This is a genomic window from Carnobacterium iners (assembly GCF_900177385.1).
Classification (GTDB): Bacteria; Bacillota; Bacilli; order Lactobacillales; family Carnobacteriaceae; genus Carnobacterium_A; species Carnobacterium_A iners.
This window is the reverse complement of record NZ_FXBJ01000002.1, coordinates 2,156,127-2,180,958: the sequence shown is the minus strand read 5'-3', so window position 1 is coordinate 2,180,958 and position 24,832 is coordinate 2,156,127. Positions and strand designations below refer to the sequence as shown.

At 33.9% G+C, this 24,832-nt stretch carries 15 protein-coding genes, 4 pseudogenes and 1 riboswitch; of the genes and pseudogenes, 14 read left to right on the top strand and 5 right to left on the bottom strand.

What is annotated here, in order from left to right:
* Window positions 1-64: 64 nt before the first annotated feature.
* From uvrB to pnp, 3 genes are all read left to right on the top strand, one after another.
* The gene (gene uvrB, locus B9Y54_RS10450; protein ID WP_085560179.1) at window positions 65-2,053 is read left to right on the top strand and encodes an excinuclease ABC subunit UvrB; all 1,989 of its coding nucleotides are present in this window, start codon (window positions 65-67) and stop codon (window positions 2,051-2,053) included.
* Window positions 2,054-2,230: 177 nt separating this feature from the next.
* On the top strand, window positions 2,231-2,500 hold the full coding sequence (rpsO, locus tag B9Y54_RS10445) for a 30S ribosomal protein S15 (RefSeq protein ID WP_085560178.1): 270 nt from the start codon (window positions 2,231-2,233) through the stop codon (window positions 2,498-2,500).
* Between the two features lie 211 nt (window positions 2,501-2,711).
* Window positions 2,712-4,817 carry a polyribonucleotide nucleotidyltransferase gene (pnp, locus tag B9Y54_RS10440; protein ID WP_085560177.1) on the top strand — a complete coding sequence of 702 codons (2,106 nt, stop codon included), beginning with the start codon at window positions 2,712-2,714 and terminating at the stop codon, window positions 4,815-4,817.
* Window positions 4,818-4,880: 63 nt separating this feature from the next.
* On the opposite strand, the gene B9Y54_RS10435 is transcribed toward pnp, so the two are convergent.
* Entirely contained in the window at window positions 4,881-5,645 is a 765-nt protein-coding gene (locus B9Y54_RS10435) for an alpha/beta hydrolase (RefSeq protein ID WP_085560176.1), read from the bottom strand.
* 221 nt (window positions 5,646-5,866) lie between these two features.
* On the opposite strand from B9Y54_RS10435, the gene B9Y54_RS10430 reads away from it, so the two are divergent.
* Genes B9Y54_RS10430 through B9Y54_RS10420 form a run of 3 tightly spaced genes read left to right on the top strand, consistent with a single transcriptional unit; the run spans window position 5,867 to window position 9,537 of the window.
* On the top strand, window positions 5,867-6,910 hold the full coding sequence (locus B9Y54_RS10430; protein WP_085560175.1) for an aspartate-semialdehyde dehydrogenase: 1,044 nt from the start codon (window positions 5,867-5,869) through the stop codon (window positions 6,908-6,910).
* Window positions 6,911-6,945: 35 nt separating this feature from the next.
* Window positions 6,946-7,827: a 4-hydroxy-tetrahydrodipicolinate synthase gene (dapA, locus tag B9Y54_RS10425; protein ID WP_085560174.1), complete on the top strand. Its 882-nt coding sequence runs from the start codon at window positions 6,946-6,948 to the stop codon at window positions 7,825-7,827.
* Window positions 7,828-7,857: 30 nt separating this feature from the next.
* Window positions 7,858-9,537: a ribonuclease J gene (locus B9Y54_RS10420; protein WP_085560173.1), complete on the top strand. Its 1,680-nt coding sequence runs from the start codon at window positions 7,858-7,860 to the stop codon at window positions 9,535-9,537.
* A gap of 313 nt (window positions 9,538-9,850) precedes the next feature.
* Here B9Y54_RS10420 and B9Y54_RS10415 read toward each other — a convergent pair.
* The 4 genes and pseudogenes from B9Y54_RS10415 to B9Y54_RS10395 all read right to left on the bottom strand — a co-directional run.
* Window positions 9,851-10,624 (bottom strand): annotated as a pseudogene (locus B9Y54_RS10415) (glycine betaine ABC transporter substrate-binding protein); the annotation flags it as partial.
* A 166-nt stretch (window positions 10,625-10,790) separates the two neighbouring features.
* A pseudogene (locus B9Y54_RS10410) lies at window positions 10,791-11,564 on the bottom strand (glycine betaine ABC transporter substrate-binding protein); the annotation flags it as partial.
* 153 nt (window positions 11,565-11,717) lie between these two features.
* Window positions 11,718-13,484: pseudogene (locus B9Y54_RS12870) on the bottom strand (ABC transporter permease/substrate binding protein).
* The gene (locus tag B9Y54_RS10395; protein WP_085560168.1) at window positions 13,477-14,676 is read right to left on the bottom strand and encodes a quaternary amine ABC transporter ATP-binding protein; all 1,200 of its coding nucleotides are present in this window, start codon (window positions 14,674-14,676) and stop codon (window positions 13,477-13,479) included. The pseudogene B9Y54_RS12870 and the gene B9Y54_RS10395 overlap by 8 nt, the downstream one beginning before the upstream one ends.
* A gap of 728 nt (window positions 14,677-15,404) precedes the next feature.
* Here B9Y54_RS10395 and B9Y54_RS10390 point away from each other — a divergent pair.
* The 8 genes and pseudogenes from B9Y54_RS10390 to B9Y54_RS10355 all read left to right on the top strand — a co-directional run bounded on the left by B9Y54_RS10390 (window position 15,405) and on the right by B9Y54_RS10355 (window position 24,820).
* The gene (locus B9Y54_RS10390) at window positions 15,405-15,884 is read left to right on the top strand and encodes a GNAT family N-acetyltransferase (RefSeq protein WP_085560167.1); all 480 of its coding nucleotides are present in this window, start codon (window positions 15,405-15,407) and stop codon (window positions 15,882-15,884) included.
* A gap of 856 nt (window positions 15,885-16,740) precedes the next feature.
* Window positions 16,741-16,923: a hypothetical protein gene (locus B9Y54_RS10385; protein ID WP_085560166.1), complete on the top strand. Its 183-nt coding sequence runs from the start codon at window positions 16,741-16,743 to the stop codon at window positions 16,921-16,923.
* A 142-nt stretch (window positions 16,924-17,065) separates the two neighbouring features.
* Window positions 17,066-18,475: an ISLre2 family transposase gene (locus B9Y54_RS10380; RefSeq protein WP_085560165.1), complete on the top strand. Its 1,410-nt coding sequence runs from the start codon at window positions 17,066-17,068 to the stop codon at window positions 18,473-18,475.
* A gap of 230 nt (window positions 18,476-18,705) precedes the next feature.
* Window positions 18,706-18,806: riboswitch (TPP riboswitch) on the top strand.
* Between the two features lie 73 nt (window positions 18,807-18,879).
* Complete coding sequence (gene thiT, locus B9Y54_RS10375; RefSeq protein WP_085560164.1) at window positions 18,880-19,458, top strand: energy-coupled thiamine transporter ThiT; 579 nt, start codon at window positions 18,880-18,882, stop codon at window positions 19,456-19,458.
* A 127-nt stretch (window positions 19,459-19,585) separates the two neighbouring features.
* The gene (gene cls / locus B9Y54_RS10370; RefSeq protein WP_085560163.1) at window positions 19,586-21,037 is read left to right on the top strand and encodes a cardiolipin synthase; all 1,452 of its coding nucleotides are present in this window, start codon (window positions 19,586-19,588) and stop codon (window positions 21,035-21,037) included.
* A gap of 242 nt (window positions 21,038-21,279) precedes the next feature.
* Window positions 21,280-22,599, top strand: a pseudogene (locus B9Y54_RS10365) (IS1380 family transposase).
* Window positions 22,600-22,999: 400 nt separating this feature from the next.
* Window positions 23,000-24,184, top strand: coding sequence for a betaine/proline/choline family ABC transporter ATP-binding protein (locus tag B9Y54_RS10360; RefSeq protein ID WP_085560162.1), 1,185 nt, complete (start codon window positions 23,000-23,002; stop codon window positions 24,182-24,184).
* A gap of 12 nt (window positions 24,185-24,196) precedes the next feature.
* Entirely contained in the window at window positions 24,197-24,820 is a 624-nt protein-coding gene (locus B9Y54_RS10355; protein WP_085560161.1) for an ABC transporter permease, read from the top strand.
* Window positions 24,821-24,832: the final 12 nt, after the last annotated feature.

Here is a 24,832-nt window from a genome sequence, read left to right as displayed (position 1 = left end):
GAGCGGTTAAGTGTGCGCATAATTAGTTTATATGAAAAATTCAAGAAACTGGATGTGAAGCAAAATGGAAAAAGATCAATTTAAATTAGTATCTAATTATGTACCTGGTGGAGATCAGCCCAATGCCATTAAAGAATTAGTTAAAGGGATTGAAGAAGGAAAAAAAGAGCAGACCTTATTAGGAGCAACAGGGACTGGTAAAACATTTACAGTATCCAATGTTATTCAAGAAGTAAACAAACCAACGTTAGTTATTGCGCACAATAAAACGCTAGCAGGCCAGTTGTATGGCGAATTTAAAGAGTTCTTCCCTGACAATGCGGTAGAGTATTTTGTCAGTTACTATGACTACTATCAACCGGAAGCTTATGTTCCTTCTAGTGATACATTTATTGAAAAAGAATCTAGTGTGAATGATGAAATCGATAAACTACGGCATTCTGCTACGAGTTCGCTACTAGAACGTCGAGATGTTATTGTAGTGGCTTCTGTGTCTTGTATTTTTGGCTTGGTAAACCCAGTAGATTATCGAGATCATGTTTTGTCATTGCGAGTTGGAACAGAAATGAAAAGAGACGATATGTTACGTCGCCTAGTAGATATGCAGTTTGAACGAAATGATATTGATTTTCAACGTGGTAATTTTAGAGTTCGTGGCGATGTTGTTGAAATTTTTTTAGCTTCTAGAGATAGAGATGCTGTGCGTGTAGAATTTTTTGGAGATGAAATAGACCGTATTACCGAAGTAGATGTTTTGACTGGGGAAGTTAAAGCTGAAGTTCAACACGTACCTGTATTTCCAGCTACCCACTTTGTCGCAAACGATGAACAAACAAGAAATGCAGTCATAACGATTCAAAAAGAATTGGAAGATCGATTAAGAGTTTTACGTGCAGAAGATAAGCTAATTGAAGCTCAGCGTCTAGAACAACGAACCAATTATGATTTAGAAATGCTTTTAGAAATGGGTTATTGCTCAGGGATTGAAAACTATTCAAGACATATGGACGGCAGAAAATCTGGTCAGCCACCCTATACATTAATAGATTTTTTCCCAGAAGATTTTATGATTGTAATAGACGAGTCTCATATCACTATGTCTCAAATAAGAGGGATGTATAATGGAGATAGAGCGAGAAAAGAGCGATTAATTGAATATGGATTCCGTTTACCTAGTGCTTTGGATAATAGACCCTTGCGTTTAGGGGAGTTTGAAGAACATGTGAATCAGATTATGTACATCTCTGCAACACCTGGACCATACGAATTAGAGCGTACTCCAGAAGTAGTAGAACAAATTATTCGTCCTACCGGACTACTTGATCCAATAATTGAAGTTCGTCCAATCAAGGGACAAATTGATGATTTAATTAATGAAATTAATAAAAGGGTAGAAAATAATGAGCGAACCTTTATTACGACATTAACAAAAAAAATGTCTGAAGATTTAACAGATTACTTAAAGGAAGTAGGTATAAAAGTGTCCTATCTTCATAGCGATATAAAGACGCTAGAGAGAACAGAAATCATAAGGGACTTACGTTTGGGTGTTTATGATGTACTAATCGGTATCAATTTATTGAGAGAAGGTATTGATGTACCCGAGGTTTCTTTAATAGCCATACTTGATGCAGATAAAGAAGGTTTCCTAAGAAGCGAGCGGGCATTAGTTCAAACGATTGGACGAGCTGCACGAAACCAAAATGGGAGAGTAATCATGTATGCTGATCGAGTAACCGATTCAATGAAAGCTGCAATGGGAGAAACAGAAAGACGTCGTGAAACGCAAAAAGCTTACAACAAAGAACACAACATGACACCAACAACAATCATCAAAGAAGTGCGTGATCTAATATCTATTACTACGGCTGTCCCAGGTGAAGCTAAAGAAGGACTTTCTTCTAAAAAAGTAGCGAAGATGACGAAACAAGAAAGAAGAGAGTTAATAAAAAATATGGAAAATGAAATGCATGAAGCAGCAAAAGCTCTTGATTTTGAAAAAGCTGCGAATTTAAGAGACATTGTTCTAGAATTGACTGCTCAATATAAATAAAAAGAGGCGCTAATCAAACTAAGAATATAGCAACTATTTTTAAATAATTAATCCTTGCATTTCTTCGCGATATCATGTAAAGTTTGTAAATGTAAAACATATATCCTTTACTTGGTTTAACGACTCACCAACGTCTACTCAGTAACAGGATAAATTAAAAGGAAGAGGTGTTTAGAAATGGCAATTTCTAAAGAAAGAAAGAACGAGATTATGAGAGAATATGCAACACACGAAGGAGATACTGGTTCTCCAGAAGTACAAGTTGCTGTATTAACTGCAGAAATTAATCACTTAAACGAACACGCGCGTATTCACAAAAAAGATCATCATTCATACCGTGGACTGATGAAAAAAATTGGTCACCGTCGTAACTTACTAGCATACTTACGTAATAAAGATGCTAGTCGCTACAGTGAACTAATCCAAAGACTAGGCTTACGTCGTTAAACACGTTTGTCTTACTATAAAGCGAGGTTCGTAGGAATCTCGCTTTATTTTTTGCACATTTTAGCCAATGAAATTTAAAAAATCAAACTTTGTTCTATTAACCATCCTACTATACAAATGTGAGTTTTTAATAGCTTGAAGATTGACATTTGTTTAGTAGTCTGTTTGGAAAAATGAATAGTAGTTTGAAAAAAAAGGAGAAAAATCATTTATGTCAGAAAAACAAATTTTTACTAAAGAATGGGCAGGACGTACATTAACCGTTGAAGTTGGACAATTAGCAAAGCAAGCTAATGGTGCAGTATTGATTCGTTACGGTGATACAGTAGTATTATCAGCGGCAGTAGCGAGTAAAAAAGCAAAAGACGTAGATTTTTTCCCGTTAACTGTAAATTATGACGAAAAAATGTATTCAGTAGGTAAAATCCCCGGCGGATTTATCAAACGCGAAGCTCGTCCAAGCGAAGCTGCCACATTAACGGCACGATTAATTGATCGCCCGATTCGTCCAATGTTTGCTGATGGCTTCCGTAATGAAGTTCAAGTAACAAATACAGTTATGTCAGTTGAAAAAGATTGTTCACCCTCATTTTCAGCAATGTTTGGTTCGTCATTATCTCTAGTTATCTCAGATATTCCTTTTTCAGGACCTATTGCAGGTGTTGATGTGGGTCGTGTTGACGGAGAATACATTATCAATCCTACAGTAGCACAAGAAGCAATCTCTGATATTCATTTGACAGTTGCTGGCACAAATTCTGCTATAAATATGGTTGAGAGTGGCGCAAAAGAAGTATCTGAAGAAGATATGTTAGGTGCTTTATTATTTGGACACGCAGCTATTCAAGAGCTTGTTACCTTCCAAGAAGAAATTAAACAAGCTGTTGGTAAAGAAAAAATCGGTATTTCTTTATTAAAAATTGATTCAGAACTTGAAGAAGAGGTAACGAATGCGTATAAAGAAAAAATGAGTAAAGCCATTAAAACAGAAGAAAAGCTAGCTCGTGAAGAAAATATTGAGTCAGTAAAAGAAGAAGCTATTCTTTTTTACAGTGAAAAATATCAAGATCACGAAGAAGCTGGACGCATTAAAAAAGAAATTAAAACAATTGTTGAAAATCTGGAAAAAGACGAAGTTCGTCGTTTAATTACAGTTGATAAAATTCGTCCTGATGGCCGTAAAATTGATGAGATACGCTCATTATCTTCAGAGATTGGTATATTGCCAAGAACACACGGTTCAGGTCTGTTCACACGTGGGCAAACACAAGCTTTGACTGTTGCAACTCTAGCTCCACTTGGAGAACACCAAATCATTGATGGATTAGGGATTGAAGAAAGTAAAAGATTTATTCATCATTATAATTTCCCCCAATTTTCAGTTGGAAGTACTGGCCCTAGCCGTGGACCAGGACGTCGTGAAATTGGACACGGAGCTCTTGGAGAGAGAGCTTTGGCACAAGTTATTCCTAATGAAGAAGATTTCCCATATATGATTCGTTTAGTTTCAGAAGTACTAGAATCAAATGGTTCTTCATCTCAAGCAAGTATTTGTGCTGGAACTTTGGCTTTAATGGATGCGGGTGTACCAATTAAATCACCAGTAGCTGGTATTGCTATGGGACTTGTGATGGAAGACGAAAATTATACGGTCTTAACTGATATTCAAGGACTAGAAGACCACTTAGGCGATATGGATTTCAAAGTTGCTGGAACAAAAGATGGAATTACAGCTTTACAAATGGATATTAAAATTCAAGGAATTACTCCTCAAATTTTAGAAGAAGCTTTGATCCAGGCTAAAAAAGCACGTTTAGAAATCTTAGATGAACTGATTTCTACCATCGCTGAGCCACATGCAGAATTGAGCAAATACGCACCGAAGATTGAAATGATGCAAATTAAACCAGAAAAAATCAAAGTTGTTATTGGCCGCGGTGGAGACCAAATCAATGCAATTATTGAAGAAACTGGCGTAAAAATTGACATTGATCAAGAAGGTAAAATTAGTATTGCTTCAGAAGATGCTTCAATGATCAAGCGCGCAAAAGAAATTATCGAAGAATTAACTAAAGATATTGAAATTGGCAAAGTTTACTCAGGTAAAGTAAAACGAATTGAAAAATTCGGTGCTTTTATTGAAATTGCTAAAGGTAAAGATGGACTAGCTCATATTTCTGAATTGGCTAATGAACGAGTAGCTAAAGTAGAAGATGTTTTAACTATGGGGCAAGTATTAGATGTGAAAGTTGTTGAAATCGATAAGCAAGGAAGAATCAATCTTTCCGTTAAAGCTTTATTGAAAAAAGAAGATTAAACAAAAAAGTAGACTTGCATCGTAATTGCAGGTCTACTTTTTAGTTGCAAAGAATAAAATTTTTTAATTTCCGAATGTCTTAAGCCAAGAAAAGAGAGTCGAATAAAGGATTCTTTGCTGTTCTTTATTGGTAATAGTAGCAGAACTATCGCCTTTTTGTGGTCCATAACTTCCAAATCCAGCATGGTTTCCACCTTCAATAGATGAGTACAATGTATCATCTGGTAAGAATTTTTTACTTTCAAGATAAGATTCTTGATTTAACACACCGTCATTTGATCCGGTTACTGATAAAACTGATAAATCAGTATTTTTTAGACTGCCGTTACTGTCTGGATAACTAGCTAAAAAGAAAATACCTTTTAAACTTCCTTTATCTATAGTAGGGTCCTTTTGTTTATCGTGAGCATATCGACTGGCCATCACGCCACCTAGGGAATGTCCACCTATTATATAATCTTTAATGGCGTACTCTTCGACAATATCTTTGGCTTTGTTTTTATTTGTAATAGCTAAATTAAAAGGATGATGAACCAAATATACTGGGTATCCTTCAGATGCTAACTTTGAAGCCCAAATACTATAACTCTTTTGATTAACAAGTGCACCTTGATAGAAAATAAGTGAACTATTGAGGGGTTTTTTTGTTGGTTTAAAATAAACAACATTATTTGTTGTTTCAACAGTATAGGAACTAGTATTGGTTGCAGCTTCAAGCGCTAAAGAAGAGGGCTGATAGGTAAGATTTTTAAGCGTGACGAATCCAATTGTAACTAAGAGTAGGAGTGTTAAAGTAAGCCAAACAGCTATTTTTTTCTTGTTTTTCATTTTTTCTCCTTTATTTTCTTTATTTTTTTAAGTGCTTATTTATTTTAGCACTAATCTTATACATTTAGCTCAATTTAATTTAAAACAAAGGGAATAATCTACATCTGTATGATTTTATCGCTATTTATGATAAAATGTACATTGGTTACGTCTGTAGGATAAATTAAAAATAAAAAATAAAAAATAAATATGAATAGTTTTATAAAAGGGGTAATAATCAAATGATCAAATATACGATAGCTGTAGTCGGTGCAACCGGAGCGGTTGGAACAAAGATGATTGAAATGATAGAAAGTTCAACTCTACCTATTCGCGAAATTAAAGTTCTTGCTTCAAAACGATCAGCAGGAAAAAAAATAACGGTAAATGGGTTAGAATTAGTAGTTGAAGAGACGACTCCTGAATCATTTGACGGTGTTGACATTGCTTTGTTTAGTGCTGGCGGAAGTATTTCACAACAATTTGCTCCAGAGGCGGTTAAACGTGGTGCAATCGTTATCGATAATACAAGTGCTTACCGCATGGATCCAACAGTTCCATTAGTTGTTCCAGAAGTGAATCCTGAAGCGTTAAAAGGGCACAATGGTATTATTGCAAACCCTAATTGTTCGACTATCCAAATGATGGTAGCATTAGAGCCTATTCGTAAAAAATATGGTTTAAGCCGAATTATTGTTTCAACTTATCAAGCAGTTAGCGGTGCTGGAATAGCTGCTGTTAAAGAAATGAAAGATCAAGCTCAACAAATGCTGAATAATGAAGCTTATGAAGCAACTATCTTGCCTTCAGGTGGGGATAAAAAACATTATCCTATTTCGTTTAATATTTTACCGCAAATCGATTTATTTTCCCAAGAAGGATATACTTTCGAAGAGTGGAAAATGATAAACGAAACAAAAAAAATTATGTCAGATAGCGAAATAAAAGTTTCAGCTACTTGTGTCCGTGTACCTGTAGTATCTGGTCACTCAGAATCTGTTTATATAGAAGTAAAGGATGAATCAGCATCTGTTTCTGGTATAAAAGAAGCATTGCAATCAGCACCAGGAATAGAACTACAAGACGATCCCTCTATACAATTGTATCCTACCCCTTTAACAGCAGAAGGTAAAAAAGAAACATTTGTTGGAAGAATTAGACAAGATATAGATGTGAAGAATGGATATCATATGTGGGTTGTATCAGATAACTTAATTAAAGGCGCAGCTTTAAATTCAGTTCAAATTGCTGAAAAATTACATGGTATGGGATTAATAAAGAAATAAAAATAGAGCGAATCATGAAAGAGAAGGTGTCTTTAATGAGTTTAATAAAAGCAAGAATTATAACAGCAATGACTACCCCATTTAATGAAAAAGGGCAACTTGATTATGATAAATTAGAACCCTTAATTGATTATCTTTTAGCTAACGGAAGCGAAGGACTTGTCATAGGTGGAACAACAGGTGAATCTCCAACATTATCTCACGATGAAAAGTTAGAACTATATAAGAAATCAGCAGAGATTATCAATGGCCGTGTTCCAGTTATTGTAGGGACAGGGACAAATAGTACGGCTGAAACAATCTCCTTTACAAAAGAAGTAGAGAACATTAAAGGTATAGATGCGGTACTAGTTGTGGCACCGTATTACAATAAACCTAACCAAGCTGGATTATATGCTCATTTTGAAGCCGTATCTAAAAATACGGATTTACCTATTATTATTTATAATGTTCCAAGTAGAACAAGTGTATCGATTGATCCTACTACAACGATTCGTTTAGCAAATTTCAAAAATATCATTGGTATTAAAGAGTGTATGGGTTTAGATGCTATGAGTGAAATTATTGAAAAAACAAAGGATGGTTTTCTTGTTTATACTGGTGAAGATAACCTGACTTTCCCAGCTAAATGTATAGGAGCTACTGGTGTTATTTCTGTTGCAAGTCATATATTAGGTAATCAAATGAAAGATATGTATGATCTTCTTGGTAAAGGGAAAATTGTTGAGGCTGCAAATCAGCATCGTCAATTAATACCTAAAATGAATAGTCTTTTCTCTGTTCCTTCTCCTGCACCCGTCAAAATGGTTTTGAACACGCTAGGAGTAGAAGTAGGAAGCGTAAGATTGCCTTTAGTAGATTGTACAAAAGAAGAAATACAAACGATTTTAAATAGTTTAAATTTAACGAATAAATAAAAATAAATAGAAAGAAACAGAGGTGAAGAAATGAGTAATATTAAAATAATTCCACTAGGTGGCGTACGTGAAAATGGAAAAAACATGTATGTTGTTGAAGTAGATGAAGAAATATTTGTTTTGGATTGCGGGTTAATGTATCCAGAAACAGAATTATTAGGAATCGATATTGTCATTCCTGACTTTAGTTATTTAGAAGAAAATCGCGATCGTGTAACAGGCGTATTTTTAACACATGGACATGAAGATGCAATTGGGGCACTACCTTATTTTCTTCAAAAATTTGATGTGCCTGTTTTTGGTACAGAATTGACTATTGCATTAGCAAAATTATTTGTTGAAAAAGATAGCCAAGTCAGTCATTTTGATGACTATCATATTGTTGATGAAGATACTGAAATTGAATTTGAGCACGCTGTTTTAGGTTTTTTTAGAACAACCCACACTATTCCAGACTCAGTAGGTGTAACATTAAAAACAGCTGAAGGCAGCATTGTTTATACTGGTGATTTTAAATTTGATCAAAGTGCTACTCCTGCTTATCAGACTGATTTAGCTAAAATAAGCGATATTGGAAAGAGTAAAGTATTAGCTTTATTAAGTGATTCAAGTGACGCTGAGAGCTCTATCGAAAATATGAGTGATTATAAAGTTGCTGAACAAGTCGAAGATACATTCCGCAACACTAAAGAACGCATTATTGTAGCTAGCGTTGCTAGTAATATTCTACGGATTCAACAAGTGATGGATGCAGCTTATAAGTCTGGTCGAAAAATATTTTTTACTGGCAAAAAGGTAGAAGAGATTGTTGAATTAGCCATGAAGTTAAAAAAAATACACTTACCTAATGAAGATTTAATCGTTTCAATTGAAGATATTGAAAAATATCCAGATAATGAAATCGTTGTTTTAGAAACGGGTACAACTGGAGAGCCGATTAAAACTCTTCAAAGAATGGCGATGGGGAAACATTTACAAATTAACATTAAAGAAGGCGATTTAGTTTATATAGTTACTAGTCCTTCTGTAAGTATGGAAGTAACGGTTAATAAGACGAAAAATATGATTTATCGTGCAGGCGGAGAAGTAAAACAGATTTCTGATAATATCAAGGCTTCTGGACATGCTACTCCTAATGATTTAAAGTTAATGATAAATCTGATTAAACCAACTTATTTCATTCCTGTTACTGGAGAGTACCGACGCTTAGCAGCACACGCAAAGTTAGCTCACGAAGTGGGCATTCCTTTTAAAAATATTTTTATTCCTGGAAAAGGCGATGTTGTTGAATACAAAGCTGGTCGCATGTCTATGTCCGGTCAAGTAACTGCTGGTAACACGATGGTTGACGGTATTGGTATCGGAGACATTGGAAACATTGTGTTGAGAGATCGTAAATTATTGTCTGAAGATGGTATTTTTGTGGCTGTGGTAACTATTAGTCGTAAAAAAGGTAAAATTATGTCAGGCCCTGAGGTGATGACTCGTGGATTTGTATACGTTAAAGAAAATACAGATCTTATTGAATCAAGCAACGAGATTGTTAGAAAAGTTGTAGAAGATAACTTAAATCATAAAGAATTTGAGTGGAGTCGTCTAAAACAAGAAATTAGAGATGCGCTTAGCAAGTATTTATTCGAACAAACAAGAAGAAGACCTGTTATTTTGCCAATTATTATGGAAACAAGTTCAAGAAATAGAAGAAACTAAATAGTAAACAAAAAAACTTCCAGAAAAGGTTATTTTAGGCCTTTTTTGGAAGTTTTTTGTTTATGTTAAGCCGATAGAGATGCTAGAGTGGCTCATATAGGTGTTTAACGTATCTTGTTAGTGTACTATAGGCGAATTAGTATTAGATTAAGTGTATCACAGCAAAAACAGCTTAAAGAGTGCTTAATTAGAAAATGATTAGATTGAAAAAATAAAAAAAACTGCAACAAAAAAAGATGCTTCTCCCAAAATGAGGAAGAAACATCTTTTTTTAGTTTATAAATTAAGTGAAAACTAGGTAATTAAATTAATTTTATTTACTTACACCTTTTGTCCAAGCTGCAACTTCTTCAGCATGATCATCGATCCATGCTTCTGCAGCATCTTTAGGATCTTCACCTTCGCTGATAGCTAACATAATAGATTCAATATCTTCAGTTGTCCAGTTAAATTGGTCTAGAACTTTATAAGCTTCAGGCATGTCTTTTTCTAAATCTTTTCTAGCCATGGTATTAATTGTTTCAACTCCGCCGAAAGTTTCTTTAGAGTCAGCTAAATATTTCAAATCATAGGTTGCAAACATCCAGTGAGGAGACCAACCAGTAACAATAATATCTTCTTCATTTTCAATAGCTTGTTTCAATGCAACGGTCATAGCGCCAGATGAAGAGGTTTCTAATTTCCAATCCCCTAAATTGTCGTATTCTTTCATTGTCGTTTCTGTAGCAGCAACGACACCAGCACCAGGTTCAATTCCTGTGATTGTTTTACTAGCTTCGTCGGTTAGGTCTTCAATAGAATCAACATCCATGTATTTAGGAACGACTAAACCAAGTTTAGCACCACTTAAATTTTCCCCTAAATTATCAACATCATTACCGTATTTTTCATATTGAGCTGCGTGAGTACCGGGTAACCAAGCAGCAACCATAGCATCTGCTTCGCCTGTCGAAACAGCTTCCCACATAACAGCATTATCAAGAGGAATTAGGTTAACATCGTAGCCTAAACCTTCTAAAACAGAACCAACAACGTTTGTAGAAGCTACTTCTGTATCCCATTCGACATATGCCAGATCAATTTCTTGACCTTTACCGACTGAATCATCTTTAGCTGTTTCTGCATCATCGGACGCACAACCTGCTGCGAATAATGAAAGTGCCAATCCTGTTGCAAGTCCTAAATGTTTAAAATTATTTTTTTTCAAAATAAAACCACCTTCTATATATTTTTTAGTAAATGTTTTAACGTTATTATTTTTTTACGTCTTTTGTCCAAGCCGTAACTTCCTCGGGATGATCATTGATCCATGCTTTTGCTGCATCTTTGGGATCTTCACCTTCGCTGATTGCTAACATAACAGTTTCAATATCCTCAGTTGTCCAGTTAAATTGATCTAAAACCTTGTAAGCTTCAGGCATATCTGTTTTTAAATTTTTTCTAACCATTGTGTTAATTGTTTCTATTCCACCAAAAATTTCTTTAGGGTCATTAAGATATTTTAAGTCATATGTTGCAAACATCCAGTGGGGTGACCATCCTGTAATGACGACTTCTTCTTCGTTTTCAATAGCTTGTTTCAAAGCAACGGTCATTGCTCCAGATGAAGAAGTATTTAAGTTCCAATCATTTAGACTATCATATTGTTTTAATGCGTTTTCTGTTGCGGCTACTATGCTTGCACCAGGCTCAATTCCAGTAATCGCTTTATTAGCTTCATTCGTTAGGTCTTCAATAGACTCAACGTCCATGTATTCAGGAACAACTAAACCGAGTTTAGCACCACTTAAATTTTCACCTAAGTTTTCTAGGTCCTTACCATATTTTTCATAATGCGCTGCGTTCGTCTCAGGTAGCCAAGCAGCTACCATAGCGTCAGCTTCACCGTTCGAAACAGCTTCCCACATAATGGCGTTATCAAGCGAAATTAGGTTAACGTCGTAGCCCAGATCTTCTAAAACAGTTCCAATCACATTTGTAGAAGCTACTTCTGTATCCCATTCTACATAAGCAAGATCAATTTTTTGACCTTTGCCTACAGAATCATCTTTAGTTGTTTGTGCATCATCAGATGCACAACCTGTAGCGAACAATGAAAGTGCAAGTCCTGTCAAAATCCCTAAATAGTTGAAATTATTTTTTTTCAAAATAAAACCCCTTTATTAATGTTTTAATAAATTTTATTTAACTACATCCTTAGTCCAAGCTTCAACTTTATCGGAATTATCTTTAATCCATTCTTTTGCTGCATCTTTAGGATCTTCACCTTCACTAATAGGTAACATAACAGATTCAACGTCTTCTTTTGTCCAATTAAATTGATCCAAAACTTTATAGGCTTCAGGCATATCTTTTTCTAAATCTGTCCTGACCATTGTGTTGATTGTTTCTGTTCCTCCAAAAGCTTTTTTAGGATCTTCAAGATATTTTAAATCATAGGTTGAAAATTTCCAATGAGGAGACCAGCCAGTAATAATAATCTCTTCTTCATTTTCAATAGCTTTTTTTAAAGCAACAACCATCGCCCCAGATGAAGAAGTATCTAAGTCCCAACCACTCAGACTATCATATTCTTCAACTGCAGTTTCTGCCGCAGCCACTATGCCTGCACCAGGTTCAATTGAAGTAATTGTTTTATTAGCTTCATTCGTCAAGTCTTCAATAGAATCAACGTCCATGTATTTAGGAACAACTAAACCAAGTTTAGCGCCACCTAGATTCTCACCTAAGTTTACAAGATTTCCACGATAGTTTTTGTAATGTGCTGCATGTGTATCAGGCAGCCAAGCAGCAACCATTGCGTCAGCTTCACCAGTTGAAATAGCTTCCCACATAACGGCATTATCAAGCGGGATTAGGTTGATGTCGTAGCCTAGTTCTTCTAAAACAGTTCCAATCACATTTGTAGAAGCTATTTCTGTATCCCATTCTACATAAGCAAGATCAATTTCTTGACCCTTTCCTACTGAATCATCGTTAATCACTTTTGAGTTATCAGTTGAACAACCTGCTGCGAAAATGGAAAGGGCAAGTCCTGTTATGATCCCTAGATATTTATATTCTTTCTTTCTCAAATTAAAACCACCTTTTTACTATTTTTTAGTTTTATTGGTTAATTTTTGAGTGATACGGTCAATAATAATGGCTAATACAACCAAGCCAATACCAGAAACAAATCCTGTTCCAATCTGTGCACGTTGCAATGAAGAGAGAACTTCTCTACCTAAACCTGGCGCACCAATCATAGAAGCAATAACGACCATTGATAATGCTAGCATAACCGTTTGGTTAATTCCTGCCATGATTGTGGATGTTGCAAGAGGCAATTCAACTTTAAATAATTTTTGGAAACCTGTGCTACCAAATGCTTCTGATGCTTCAACTAATTCAGTAGAGACTTGACGTATCCCTAAATTAGTAAAACGAACAGTAGGAGGGATAGCAAAGATTAGAGAAGCAAAAACTCCTGGAACGACTCCGATACCGAAAAATGCAACTGCCGGTATAAGATAGACAAAGGCAGGCATAGTTTGCATGAAGTCTAAAACTGGTTTCAAAATATTGTTAGCAATTGTACTTTTAGCCATTAATATTCCAAATGGAACACCAATAATAACTGAAAGTAGACTAGCTACTAATACTAAAGTAATAGTATTCATCAAATTCTCCCAGTGTCCTTGGTTATAAATGAACCATAAACCTACGATTGAAAAAGTAGTTAAGCCAAATTTTTTGCCAGAGACAAAGAATGCTAGTAGCGCAATTAAGAGAATAAAAATGATTGGTGGAATAAACAATAAAAAGGTTGTGATTCCATCCATAAATAATTCTGAATATGTTTGAATAGGATCAAACAGAAATGAAAATGTTTGTGTTATCCATCTTGTTAATCTTTCAATTTGTTCAGCTACTGGCAGCTTAGGAACTAAGTTTAAAATATTATTCATTGATTAATTCCTCCTCGCTTTCGCCTGCTAGTGCAGCGATTACCGCTCCTCTAACAATAATACCAACTAATTTTTTGTTATCTACTACAGCAACAGGGGTTACTGTATCGTGAATAACTGAAAAAATATCATTCATTGTTGTTGTACGATCAACTGTTGGTATGTCTAATTTTAGAATGGTTTCCAGACTTGTAATCGAGTTTTTACGTGCTTCAGAAGCATCTTCAGCAGTTACATAACCTTTTAAGTTACGATTATCGTCAACGACAATAATACTTGATATTCCTTCACGTTTCATTTGTTCTAATGCAACACGTGGACCATGCTTATTTATATTAACTGTTTCAGGTCGTTTCATAATGTTTTCAGCAGTAAGAACTTTAGAACGGTCAACATCTTCAACAAAGCGTTCAACGTAATCATCTGCAGGTTTCATTAAAATTTCTTCAGGTGTTCCAATCTGTACAATAGCGCCATCTTTCATCAAAGCAATGCGATCGCCAATTCTTAAAGCTTCATTCAAATCATGAGTAATAAAAATAATTGTTTTCTTTACGGTCGCTTGTAGTTCTACTAACTCATCTTGCATTTCTTTTCGAATGAGTGGATCTAAAGCAGAGAAAGCTTCATCCATTAATAGAATTTCAGGATTATTAGCTAATGCTCTAGCTAAACCGACACGTTGTTGCATACCACCAGATAATTGATTAGGGTGTTGATGAATGTAATCACCTAGGCCAGCGTTTTCTAAAGCTTGCGTAGCTTTTTGGGTTCTTTCTTTTTTATCAATGTCTTGAATTTCTAAACCATATTCGGTATTTTCAAGAATTGTACGTTGAGGAAATAGTGCGAAGTTTTGGAAAACCATACTCATCTTCTTACGTCTTACTTCACGCAAGTCTTTCTTGCTCATCTTAGATAGATTTTCACCATCAATGTAGATGTTCCCTTGCGTTGTATCGATTAGTCTATTAAGCATTCTAACCAAAGTGGATTTACCACTACCAGATAGACCCATGATGACAAAAACTTCACCTTCTTCGATTGTAAAACTAACATTGTTGACACCAACAGTAACGCCTGTTTCTTGTAAAATTTCTTGCTTTGATTTATTCTGGTCTAGAAGCTCAGTAACACGTTCACTTTTTTTACCGAAAATTTTTGTAACATTTTCTACTTTAATCTTCGTCAATAAAACCGACTCCTTTTTTTATTTTTTTTACCAACTATTTACATACGATTATTACAGAAAAACTAAAAATAATTGAATTACTTTTTACTATTAAAAATAGATTTTTTCTGTTAAAAAGCCTATACTAGAAGTGAGCACAAGATAAAGCTTACCATGTAAAGCTTTAAATGAAAACAAACAGACTTTCCAATACTAGCCAATAACAGCAAGTTATTCCTGTTTTAAAAGAACTATGAGAGAAAAATTATAATTAGATAAGAATTTTCTCATTTAAAGAAAAAACAATAGACTGCTAACTAAAAAAGTGGTTTTTTTAAGGAGATTAATCAAAAAAGCATGAGATTTTAGATAGATTAAATAGGCCAGAAACGTTATTAAAACAATGAATTATCAAGTTCTTTAAGAAAAATAGTTGATGAAAAAGATAAACAAAAATTTTTTTGAGACACCAAAAGAAAATAGAATAAAACTAATTGTGTTATTACTCGAATTACAATGATTTTACCAGCTTTCTATCTTTTAAACCAATTATAAAATGATTTATTTAAAAAGATAAGAAGTAATTTGATACAACGCTACTATATTAAAGAGCAGACTTAAACTAGTTATTTATTTGATGAAACCAGGAAATGGATTTAGAAGGTATGGTAACAATGAATTCTACTTTTATTAGGGGTATTATTTTTTGCATAAAATGATTTAATCATTAAGAACAGGTGGTGAGAGAAATGATTGAATATAAAGGGATTAAGTTAAAAGAAGCTACAATAGGGGATATACCACTCATAGAAAGTTACGCGCTAGAAGACCATCAATATGCAGATATGCCAATAAAGGCGATGACAAATAGTCTACATGAAACACAAAAACACCCTATTTTGATTTTAAATAAAGAGAATCTGGTAGGTTTTTTCATTTTACAAAAAAATAAGGTTATTGAAACTTTTCCAATGGATAATACTAGTCTATTTCTAAGAGATCATTCTATTGATGAACGATTTCAAGAAAAAGGATTCGGAAAATTATCTATAGAGGCATTACCTATTTATATAAGGAACAGTTTTGATAATATAAATAAAGTCGTTTTAGCTGTTGATTATGATAATCTTAGTGGCCAAATGCTTTATTTAAAAACGGGCTTTAAAGATACTAAAGAGCGTTACAAAGAAAATAATAGGTTTAAGTTTATCTACTTTAAAAAAATATAGCTAGTTTATAGAGATACTAACTATAAAAAATAAAATAAAATGTAATTGAAAGTAAAAAAACGAATAAAAAATGTCCTACTTGGTTTTTTAGCCTTATTTACTGCTGCAGTTATTATAAAAGGAGCCCAGTATAATAGGTCGGTGCAAGCAGAAAAATGACTAAATCTGAACAAAAGATAGATTGAATAGAAACAATAAAATGATTATTTAATAGCTTGTTTAAAGATGAGAGAACACGAATTAGCTAATAACTCTACTAAAAAATAACTGAAGAATGTTATACAACAAGTTGAAGGATTGTCAACTGATTTAGCTAATGAGGAATTATTAAAAGACGTAAACACAGCAAGTTTATTCTATAAAACACAAGAAGAAATAAGAGTTTGTTAACAGAAAAGATTTTATCCGACAATATAGTTAAAAAATAGCTAAAGAAGCAGAAATTTTTTTAAAAAATAGTGAACTCTTATCTTTAACTTTATTTAAAGAATTAAGTGAGAAGTTAATTGAAGCGACAGTAAAATTTAAGCATAACGAAGAAACAGTTAGAGCTTTTACTACACTTTTTGAAAGAACTAATAAAAAAATAGTTAGAGATAACGTTACAAGAAAACAATTTAAGCAGTTACAGGAAAAAGTTAGTACAAAGTTAGGACTATGAAAAATAAAATAAAAAAACGATTAAAGCTCATTGAAGAACAGTTAATTAAAAAAGAAAAGAGCGATAGAAGAAAAATTGCTAGAATAAACGGAACAAGACATGTAAAATAATGAATAGATAGAAAGTAAGCCGAATACAATATATAAAGAGTCTAGAAGTACTTGGAATCCAGACTCTTATGAACCAGCAAAACCTTTGGAACCTTCTGATAATAAAAATCCAAATTCAACAGTGAAACCGGATCAGACTTCAGTTTCAAAGCCAGAACCAGAACTAGAACTAGATGCGAAGCCAGTTCTAGTTCCAAAACCAGATAAAGAATCAGAAGTACCAAAAAAGCCCATATCTGATTCAAGTATAGGATCAGATAATTTTTAATTTAAGTATAAAAAAATCATTTTATTAGTATGTGTAAAATAGTTCTCGAGATACTATTATTTTTTACTAGCAAAAAGAAAGAAGACGTTCTATCATAAATGTATGCTTGAGCGGCAAATACATAAATGAAAGAGGCCTTCTTATGAATAAGATTATATCAAAGGTTTACCAAATAATAAAGGATTCAAGCAATTTAATAGAGACAGAAGAAGCTATTCAAGTCTGTATGTATGAAGTATTCGCTGAATTAGTAGGAGATGTCTTCACTCATCTCAATCAGGTAATCAAAGAGCAGAAACAAGAGGAAGGTTGGAAAGTGAAACGAGAAGATTGGAAAACCGTTCAGTTTATTTTTGGGTCTGTTCGTTATTGTCGTACCTTGATGATAGATCAAGAGAGTCAAAATCATTATCCGCTAGATGACTGGCTAGGTATTCGGAAATATCAACGCCATAGTCCATTAGTAGAAGTAAAAGTGGCAGAGTTGGCGAGTAAAGTTACTTATAGAGATACTGCAAATATGTTAAATGAATGGACAGCTGTTACGATTAGTCATCAAACAGTCGGTAGTCTTCTCAAACGCGTTGGATCCGCACAAGCACGTGAAGATGAAGAGAGCGTATTGGAACTAGAAGAATCAGCTGAGTTGCCGGAAGGAAAAAAGGTAGACTATCTTTATGCCGAGGCTGATGGAGTTTTTGTCCGTGGGACAAAAAAGAAAAAGAGCTTAGAAGTTCGTCATGCCATCCTTTATGAAGGCTGGAATAAAAATGGGAAACGCGTCTCTTTAAAGGAACCCAAAGCCATTATGACGACTAAAAAAACCGCTGGTTTTTGGGCAGAGATTCAAGCCTTTACAGCGAATCATTATGCCTTACAACAAGCTCAAATCATTACAAATAGTGACGGCGGACAAGGGTATACCGCAGACAAATTCCAAGAAGCTTTTTCTCAATCGAACTACCCTGTTTTAAATCAGCTAGACTCTTATCATGTTTTTCAAGGGTTAAACCGTGCATTTGGCGTGAAAACTACCATTTTTAAACAGCAGGTCAAACAAGCATTAAAGACGCATGATTTAGATCAGTTAACTATTTGGTTGGATACGTATGAAAGTACGCTAGATGAAACTTCTGCAGTGGAAAAACTGACTACATTTCGAACCTATGTAGTACGAAATTGGGATCGAATTTTCGATTGGCGCGAAAAAGTAGAACAAGCGCCGAAGGACGCAAGAGGTTTAGGCGCAATGGAGTCCAATCAACGACGTATCTCTTTTCGCATGAAAAAGCGAGGAATGCATTGGAGCGCAGAAGGTTGCGAAGCTATGGTAAAGGTAAAACAAGGGATGTTTAATCACACCTTGCGTGAAGCCTATCTTCACCAACAAAATAGAAGTGCGAGAAATCAACGTAAGTTAAACCAAACGGTTCGTTTATCGTCGTTATTGCATGAGAAAACACGGCAGTCAGTCGGGGCAAAAAATGGGACTATTCCGTTATATGCCTCCCGTTCATCAGCAATAGGACAATTAATTAAAAGTTTTCGTTAATTCCTGTCTTTTGGGAGAAGGTTCCTGGTTTTAGGAACCTTCTCCCAAAAGATGGGCCAGCAAGCGGCGTAGCCGTGCGGTAGCTGATGAGTGTACAAGAATAAAACGTCTAAACTAGCATGGTAATAGGACGCTCGAGAAAAACTTGACACAAACATTTTATTAGCACGACTTGACAAGGACATATATGTTTATTATAGTAATTAAGTAAGAAAAAATAAAATAGAACAACCATCACAAAGGGGTGCTGTAAAGCTGAGATTGAATCTTTGATTCTAACCCTTCGAACCTGTTCGTTAGTACGAGCGTAGGGATTGTGACGGGGCAACTGATTAATAAAATAATCATTTTAGCTCCTCCTTTGATGTGTGGCACTGTTCAGCACATTAAGAGGAGGTTTTTTTATGGAAAATATTAGTTTACGAGTATGGATTGAAGGAACAATAGTGGCAGCAACAGCGATTGTTTTATCTATGATACCTACTAATATTGGAACAGGCTTTACCATTTCATTAGGGATGATCCCTTTGGTTTTATATTCACTTAGAAGAGGAACAATTGCGGGTTTAACTGCAGGTTTTTTATGGGGGATTTTGCATTATCTAACCGGTAATGTCGCAATCTTGAGTCTAGTTCAAGGATTTATTGAATATTTTATAGCATTTACGTTTGCTGGAATGGCAGGATTATTGGCAAAACCAGTTCAAGCTACAATCAAAAATAGTAAACAGATTAAAGCAGTTTATTATATTGTTCTTGCAGCAATCGTAGGAACAATTGCCCGCTTCTTCTGGCATTTTGTTGCTGGATATTATTTTTGGGGAAGCTATGCCCCCGAAGGAATGAGCCCAGTTTGGTACTCGTTTATTGCGAATGGCAGTAGCGCGTTTGCTACGATGACTGTTACAGCAATGGTGTTAGTTTTATTAAGTAAGACAAGTCCTGATTTATTTCTACCAACAGAAAAAAGTAAGCTCAATTAAAATAAGAAAATTATAATCCCTTTATCTCCCGCTAACTGTTAAGGAATGACTTTAATTGTTTTGGTAATACTAGTAAAAAATGATGGGACATAGTAAGATTAGAAAAAACGATTTGAAAGGATTGCTTATGCAACTATTTTTATCAATTACTTCTATCATTATTACGTTAAATACCTTTTTTGCTATTATTACAGTTTTTAGAGAAAAGCGTGATATTGCAGCAACTTGGGCTTGGTTAGTTGTTTTGATTTTCTTACCTGTTGTTGGTTTTGTCTTTTATCTATTTGTTGGAAATAAGTTATCCAGGAAAAAGATTTTTGATATTAAAGCTCAAGAAAGCATAGGTATGTATGAATTAGTACAAGCGCAAAAAGAAATGTTAGCAGATGATGAAGATTTACTTTCTAGTAAGCAAGCATCTGAAAATGCTAAAGAAATGGCGAGTCTATTTCTGGAAAGTGATGAATCTATTTTGACAAAAGGAAATAAAATCCAATTATTTACGGATGGAGCAGAAAAATATGAGTCGTTAATTGCTGATATGTATAATGCTAAACATCATATTCATTTAATCTACTATATATTTAAAGATGATAAAATTGGAAGAAGAGTACTGACAGCATTAGAAGATAGAGCAGCTGCAGGAATAGAAGTTTTAGTTATTTATGATGCCTTAGGTTCACGTTCGTTGAAATTCAACTTTTTTAAAAAATTAGAATCTTTAGGAGGCTGCGCAGAATCTTTCTTCGGCTCGAGTCACAGTCTAATAAATCTAAGATTTAATTACCGTAATCATAGGAAAATTGTTATCATTGATGGTAAAATTGGATATACTGGTGGATTTAATGTTGGCGATGAGTACCTAGGAGAATATAAAAAGTTTGGGTATTGGCGTGATACACACATGAAAATCGAAGGTAACGCTGTTTTGCCACTACAAAGTAGATTTTTAATGGATTGGAATGCAACGGTTACTAACTATAAGTTAGAATATCAAGAAAATTATTTTCCACTTATAAAAAAGCAAGGGAAAACAAATATGCAAATTGTATCAAGTGGCCCAGACTCAGAAATACAGCAAATAAAAAAAGGGTATATAAAAATGATTAGTATGGCAAAGGAATCGATTTTTATTCAAACACCCTATTTTGTTCCAGATGATTCTCTGTTAGAAACGTTAGAAATAGCAGTAATGTCAGGAATAGATGTTAAAATTATGATCCCAAATAAGCCTGATCATCCTTTTATTTATCGTGCAACAACTTACTACGCAGCTGAAATGATTGCTGCTGGAGCGGAGGTATATATTTATGATAATGGTTTTTTACACGCTAAAACGATAGTTATAGATGGAGAAATTTGTTCAATAGGGACGGCTAATTTTGATGTTAGAAGTTTTAAACTTAATTTCGAAGTTAATGCTTTTATCTATGATCCTGAAGTTGCTAAGCAGCAAAGAGATATTTTTTATAATGATATCGAAAAAAGCTACTTGTTGACTCAAGAAATGTTAGATAATCAATCAAAATGGTTGAAATTTAAACAAGTTTTTTCTAGACTATTTTCTCCAATTTTATAACTAGTAGTTTAAAATAATTTATTTTATTATTTTTTTAAAACTTTCAGATTTTGGAAGTTTTTTTATTTTGATTTTTAAATTATTAAACCTAAATAATTCATAGCTTTTCTAAAAACATTAATCGATGTTAATTTTACAGCGTTTAAACTAATTTGCTTTATCACCCACTAGGTGATGAAAAAAGAACCCCTTTCTGATAGGGTTATATCATCACAAACAACCAATAGAAAGGGGTTCTCTTAATGATTACTTTACAAGAAAAAGCAATGAAATTCAATAGCCATTTATATGTCTCTCATACAGGCGGTCGTTTATCGAGTGATTCAGGATTAATTTTAGTTGATGAATTAATGGATACTTTTCATTTTGAAGAATTGTCAAAAAAACTCATTTCATATAATGAAAATCGTCGCTATTGGAAACACACTAACCATAAAATTTTAAAATAACTAATTCTTCAACTAATTGCTGGCTATAAAGCTGATTCGTCTGCAACTATCTTACAGTATGATCCAGTATTACAAACTCTATCACTAGAAGAGTGTCTAGCTTCTCAACCGACTATCTCTCGGTTTCTTGATTGCATTACAGACCAAACGATTAATGATTTAGAAACCTTTAATCAAACATTAATTGACCAAGCGAGATTTGTTCGCAATGATATGAATATGATTATTGATTTGGATTCTACACACTCTGATACCTTCGGTATTCAGGAACAAACAGATTATAATGCCCACTATCGAACAAACGGTTATCATCCATTAGTCGCATTCGATGGATTAACGGGCGATTTTTTAAAAGCTAAACTTCGTTCAGGAAATCAATACACGTCTAAAGGAGTTAAAGAGTTTCTTGAACCGTTATTAGATCATTATAATCAAGCAGTCCCTACGACAGATATTTTAGTGCGTGGAGATAGTGGATTTGCAACACCTGATATTTATGAGTTATGCGAAGAATATGGGTCAAACTTTGTCATTCGCCTAAAACATACTAATAATTTATACCGATTAGCAGGAGAGTTTGTGTATTATGGCGATAATTATCCTTGGAATGAAAAAGAAGAGTGCTATTATTCCGTTTCCTATCAAGCAGCGTCTTGGTCTAGACCGCGTAGAGTATGCATTCAATCCATTCGAGAAATGGGCGAGTTACTTTTCAAGCATACGTTTATTGCCTCAAATTTTTCAGAAAATAGTTCATCAAAACAAGTTTTCGAGACGTATAAAAAGCGTGGTGCTATGGAAAACTACATTAAGGAAGAAAAAAATGTTTTCTATTTTGATAAGACAGATAGCCCTAAATTTATTGAAAATCGTACACGTATGATGATAAGTGTCCTTGCATATAACCTAATCAATCTTTTGCGTACAACTTGTTTTGATAAAAATTATAAAGGACTTCAAATTAATACGATTCGTCTTCACTTATTCAAAGTGGCTGGTAAACTAGTGAGTACTGAAAGAGAAATGTATCTAATACTTTCTAGTTCACATGTTTATCAAGCGGAGTTTTATGCCGTCTTTAATCGAATCCAAAGGATTCGACATTATATTTAAATACTCATTAATCTTTTAAAATCTTTTAAAAAAATCAATCAAAAAAAAGGGCGAACTATGCCCAAAATTTGTACTTTCCTAATGAGAAACCGATAAATAAATGAATTAAATACCAAAAATTAAAAAACAAAATAATTAAACGTTAATTTAAAAAAATTGAAAGAAATGCGTTAATTGATTAAAAATAACAAAAAAATTAAAGATATGAATTATAGTTAAATTAAAAAGAGTAAAGAGCTTAAGAAAGGGTTTAGAAGATTATGAAAAACAAGATATTTTTAACTAATTATATCAAATGAAAAAGTTAAATTTGATAATGTAGGCTATTTAATGGATAATAAGGCTGTACTATCTGAGTTTTTTATAAAAGAAATGAAAATTAAAAAAGAGGGTGGAAACGATGATTGAATTTAAAAATATTTCAAAAGTCTACAAAGGCGGCAAGAAAGCTGTAGAAAATATCAATCTTTTTTTTAATAAAGGAGAGTTTATTGTTTTTATCGGTACGAGTGGTAGTGGCAAAACAACATCCATGAGAATGATTAATCGAATGATTGAGCCCACATCTGGTCAGATTTTAATTAATGGTGAAGATATTATGAAACAAGATCCAGTAAAGTTGCGACGTAAAATTGGCTATGTAATTCAACAAATCGGCTTGATGCCTCATATGACAATATTTAATAACATTGTGTTAGTTCCTCGATTAATGAAATGGCCTCTAAAAAAGCAAAGAGCAATAGCAGAAGATCTTATAAAAAAAGTGGATTTACCGTTAGATTTCTTGGATCGGTATCCATCAGAACTTTCTGGAGGTCAGCAACAAAGAATAGGTGTTATTCGTGCACTAGCAGCTGATCAAGATATTATTTTAATGGATGAGCCATTTGGTGCATTAGATCCGATTACAAGAGACTCCTTACAAGAATTACTTAAAGAACTACAAAAAGAATTAGATAAAACAATCGTATTTGTTACTCATGATATGGATGAGGCCTTAAAATTAGCAGATAGAATCGTTATTATGCAAGAAGGAAAAGTCGTTCAATTCGATACTCCGGATAATATTTTATCAGCTCCAGCTAATCAATTTGTTGAAGATTTTATTGGCGAAGATCGCTTAATACAAGCAAGACCAAATATCCAAACAGTTGAACAAGTCATGTTAAAAAATCCAGCATCTGTCACACCTGGAAAATCTATTTCAGACGCGATTAAAATCATGCGCGATCGTCGTGTAGATACATTATTGGTAACAGATGACGCGGGTGTACTTAAAGGTTTTGTTGATATTGAAAGTATCGATTTAAACAGAAAAAAAGCTACGAGTGTTGGAGATATTATGTCTAACAAAGTTTATTTTGTAAGAAAAGAAACTCTTTTGAGAGACACTGTTCAGCGTATTCTAAAACGGGGCTTTAAAAATGTACCTGTTGTAGATGAAAACAATCACTTGGTAGGAATTGTTACACGCGCATCGCTAGTGGATATTGTTTATGATACGATTTGGGGCGATAGCGACGAAGCTGATATCCCTGACGGAAATAAGATGGAATCGATGACAGCAAAAGAAAGTAAAGAATAGGAGGGAAGAGATATGGTTGATTTTTTTGTAAACAATGGTTCTGACCTATTGTTAAAAACTTGGGAACACCTCTATATTTCTATGATTGCTTTGTTTCTTGGAGTTATCGTAGCAGTTCCTCTAGGTATTGTACTAACTCGGTTTAAAAGATTATCATCATTTATTATTGGATTAGCAACAATTTTACAAACGGTTCCCTCTTTAGCTTTATTAGCTTTGATGATTCCAATTTTAGGTATTGGAAAAATCCCTGCCATCGTCGCATTATTTATCTATTCATTACTGCCAATTTTAAGAAATACGTTTATTGGAGTACAAGGAGTAGATGCAGGTTTAAAAGATGCCGGTAAAGGTATGGGAATGACAGATATAGATTTAATTCGGCTTGTAGAATTGCCGCAAGCAGCACCTGTGATAATGGCTGGTATCCGTCTTTCTGGAGTATACGTGATAGCATGGGCCGCATTAGCCTCTTATATCGGAGCTGGTGGATTAGGAGACTTTATTTTTAATGGATTAAATGTGTTTAGTACTGAATTTATTCTTGCCGGAACGATACCGGTGACATTAATGGCATTAATAATAGATTTTTTATTAGGAAAACTAGAGGAAAAAGTAACACTCGCTCAAGCATAAAAATATAGGAGG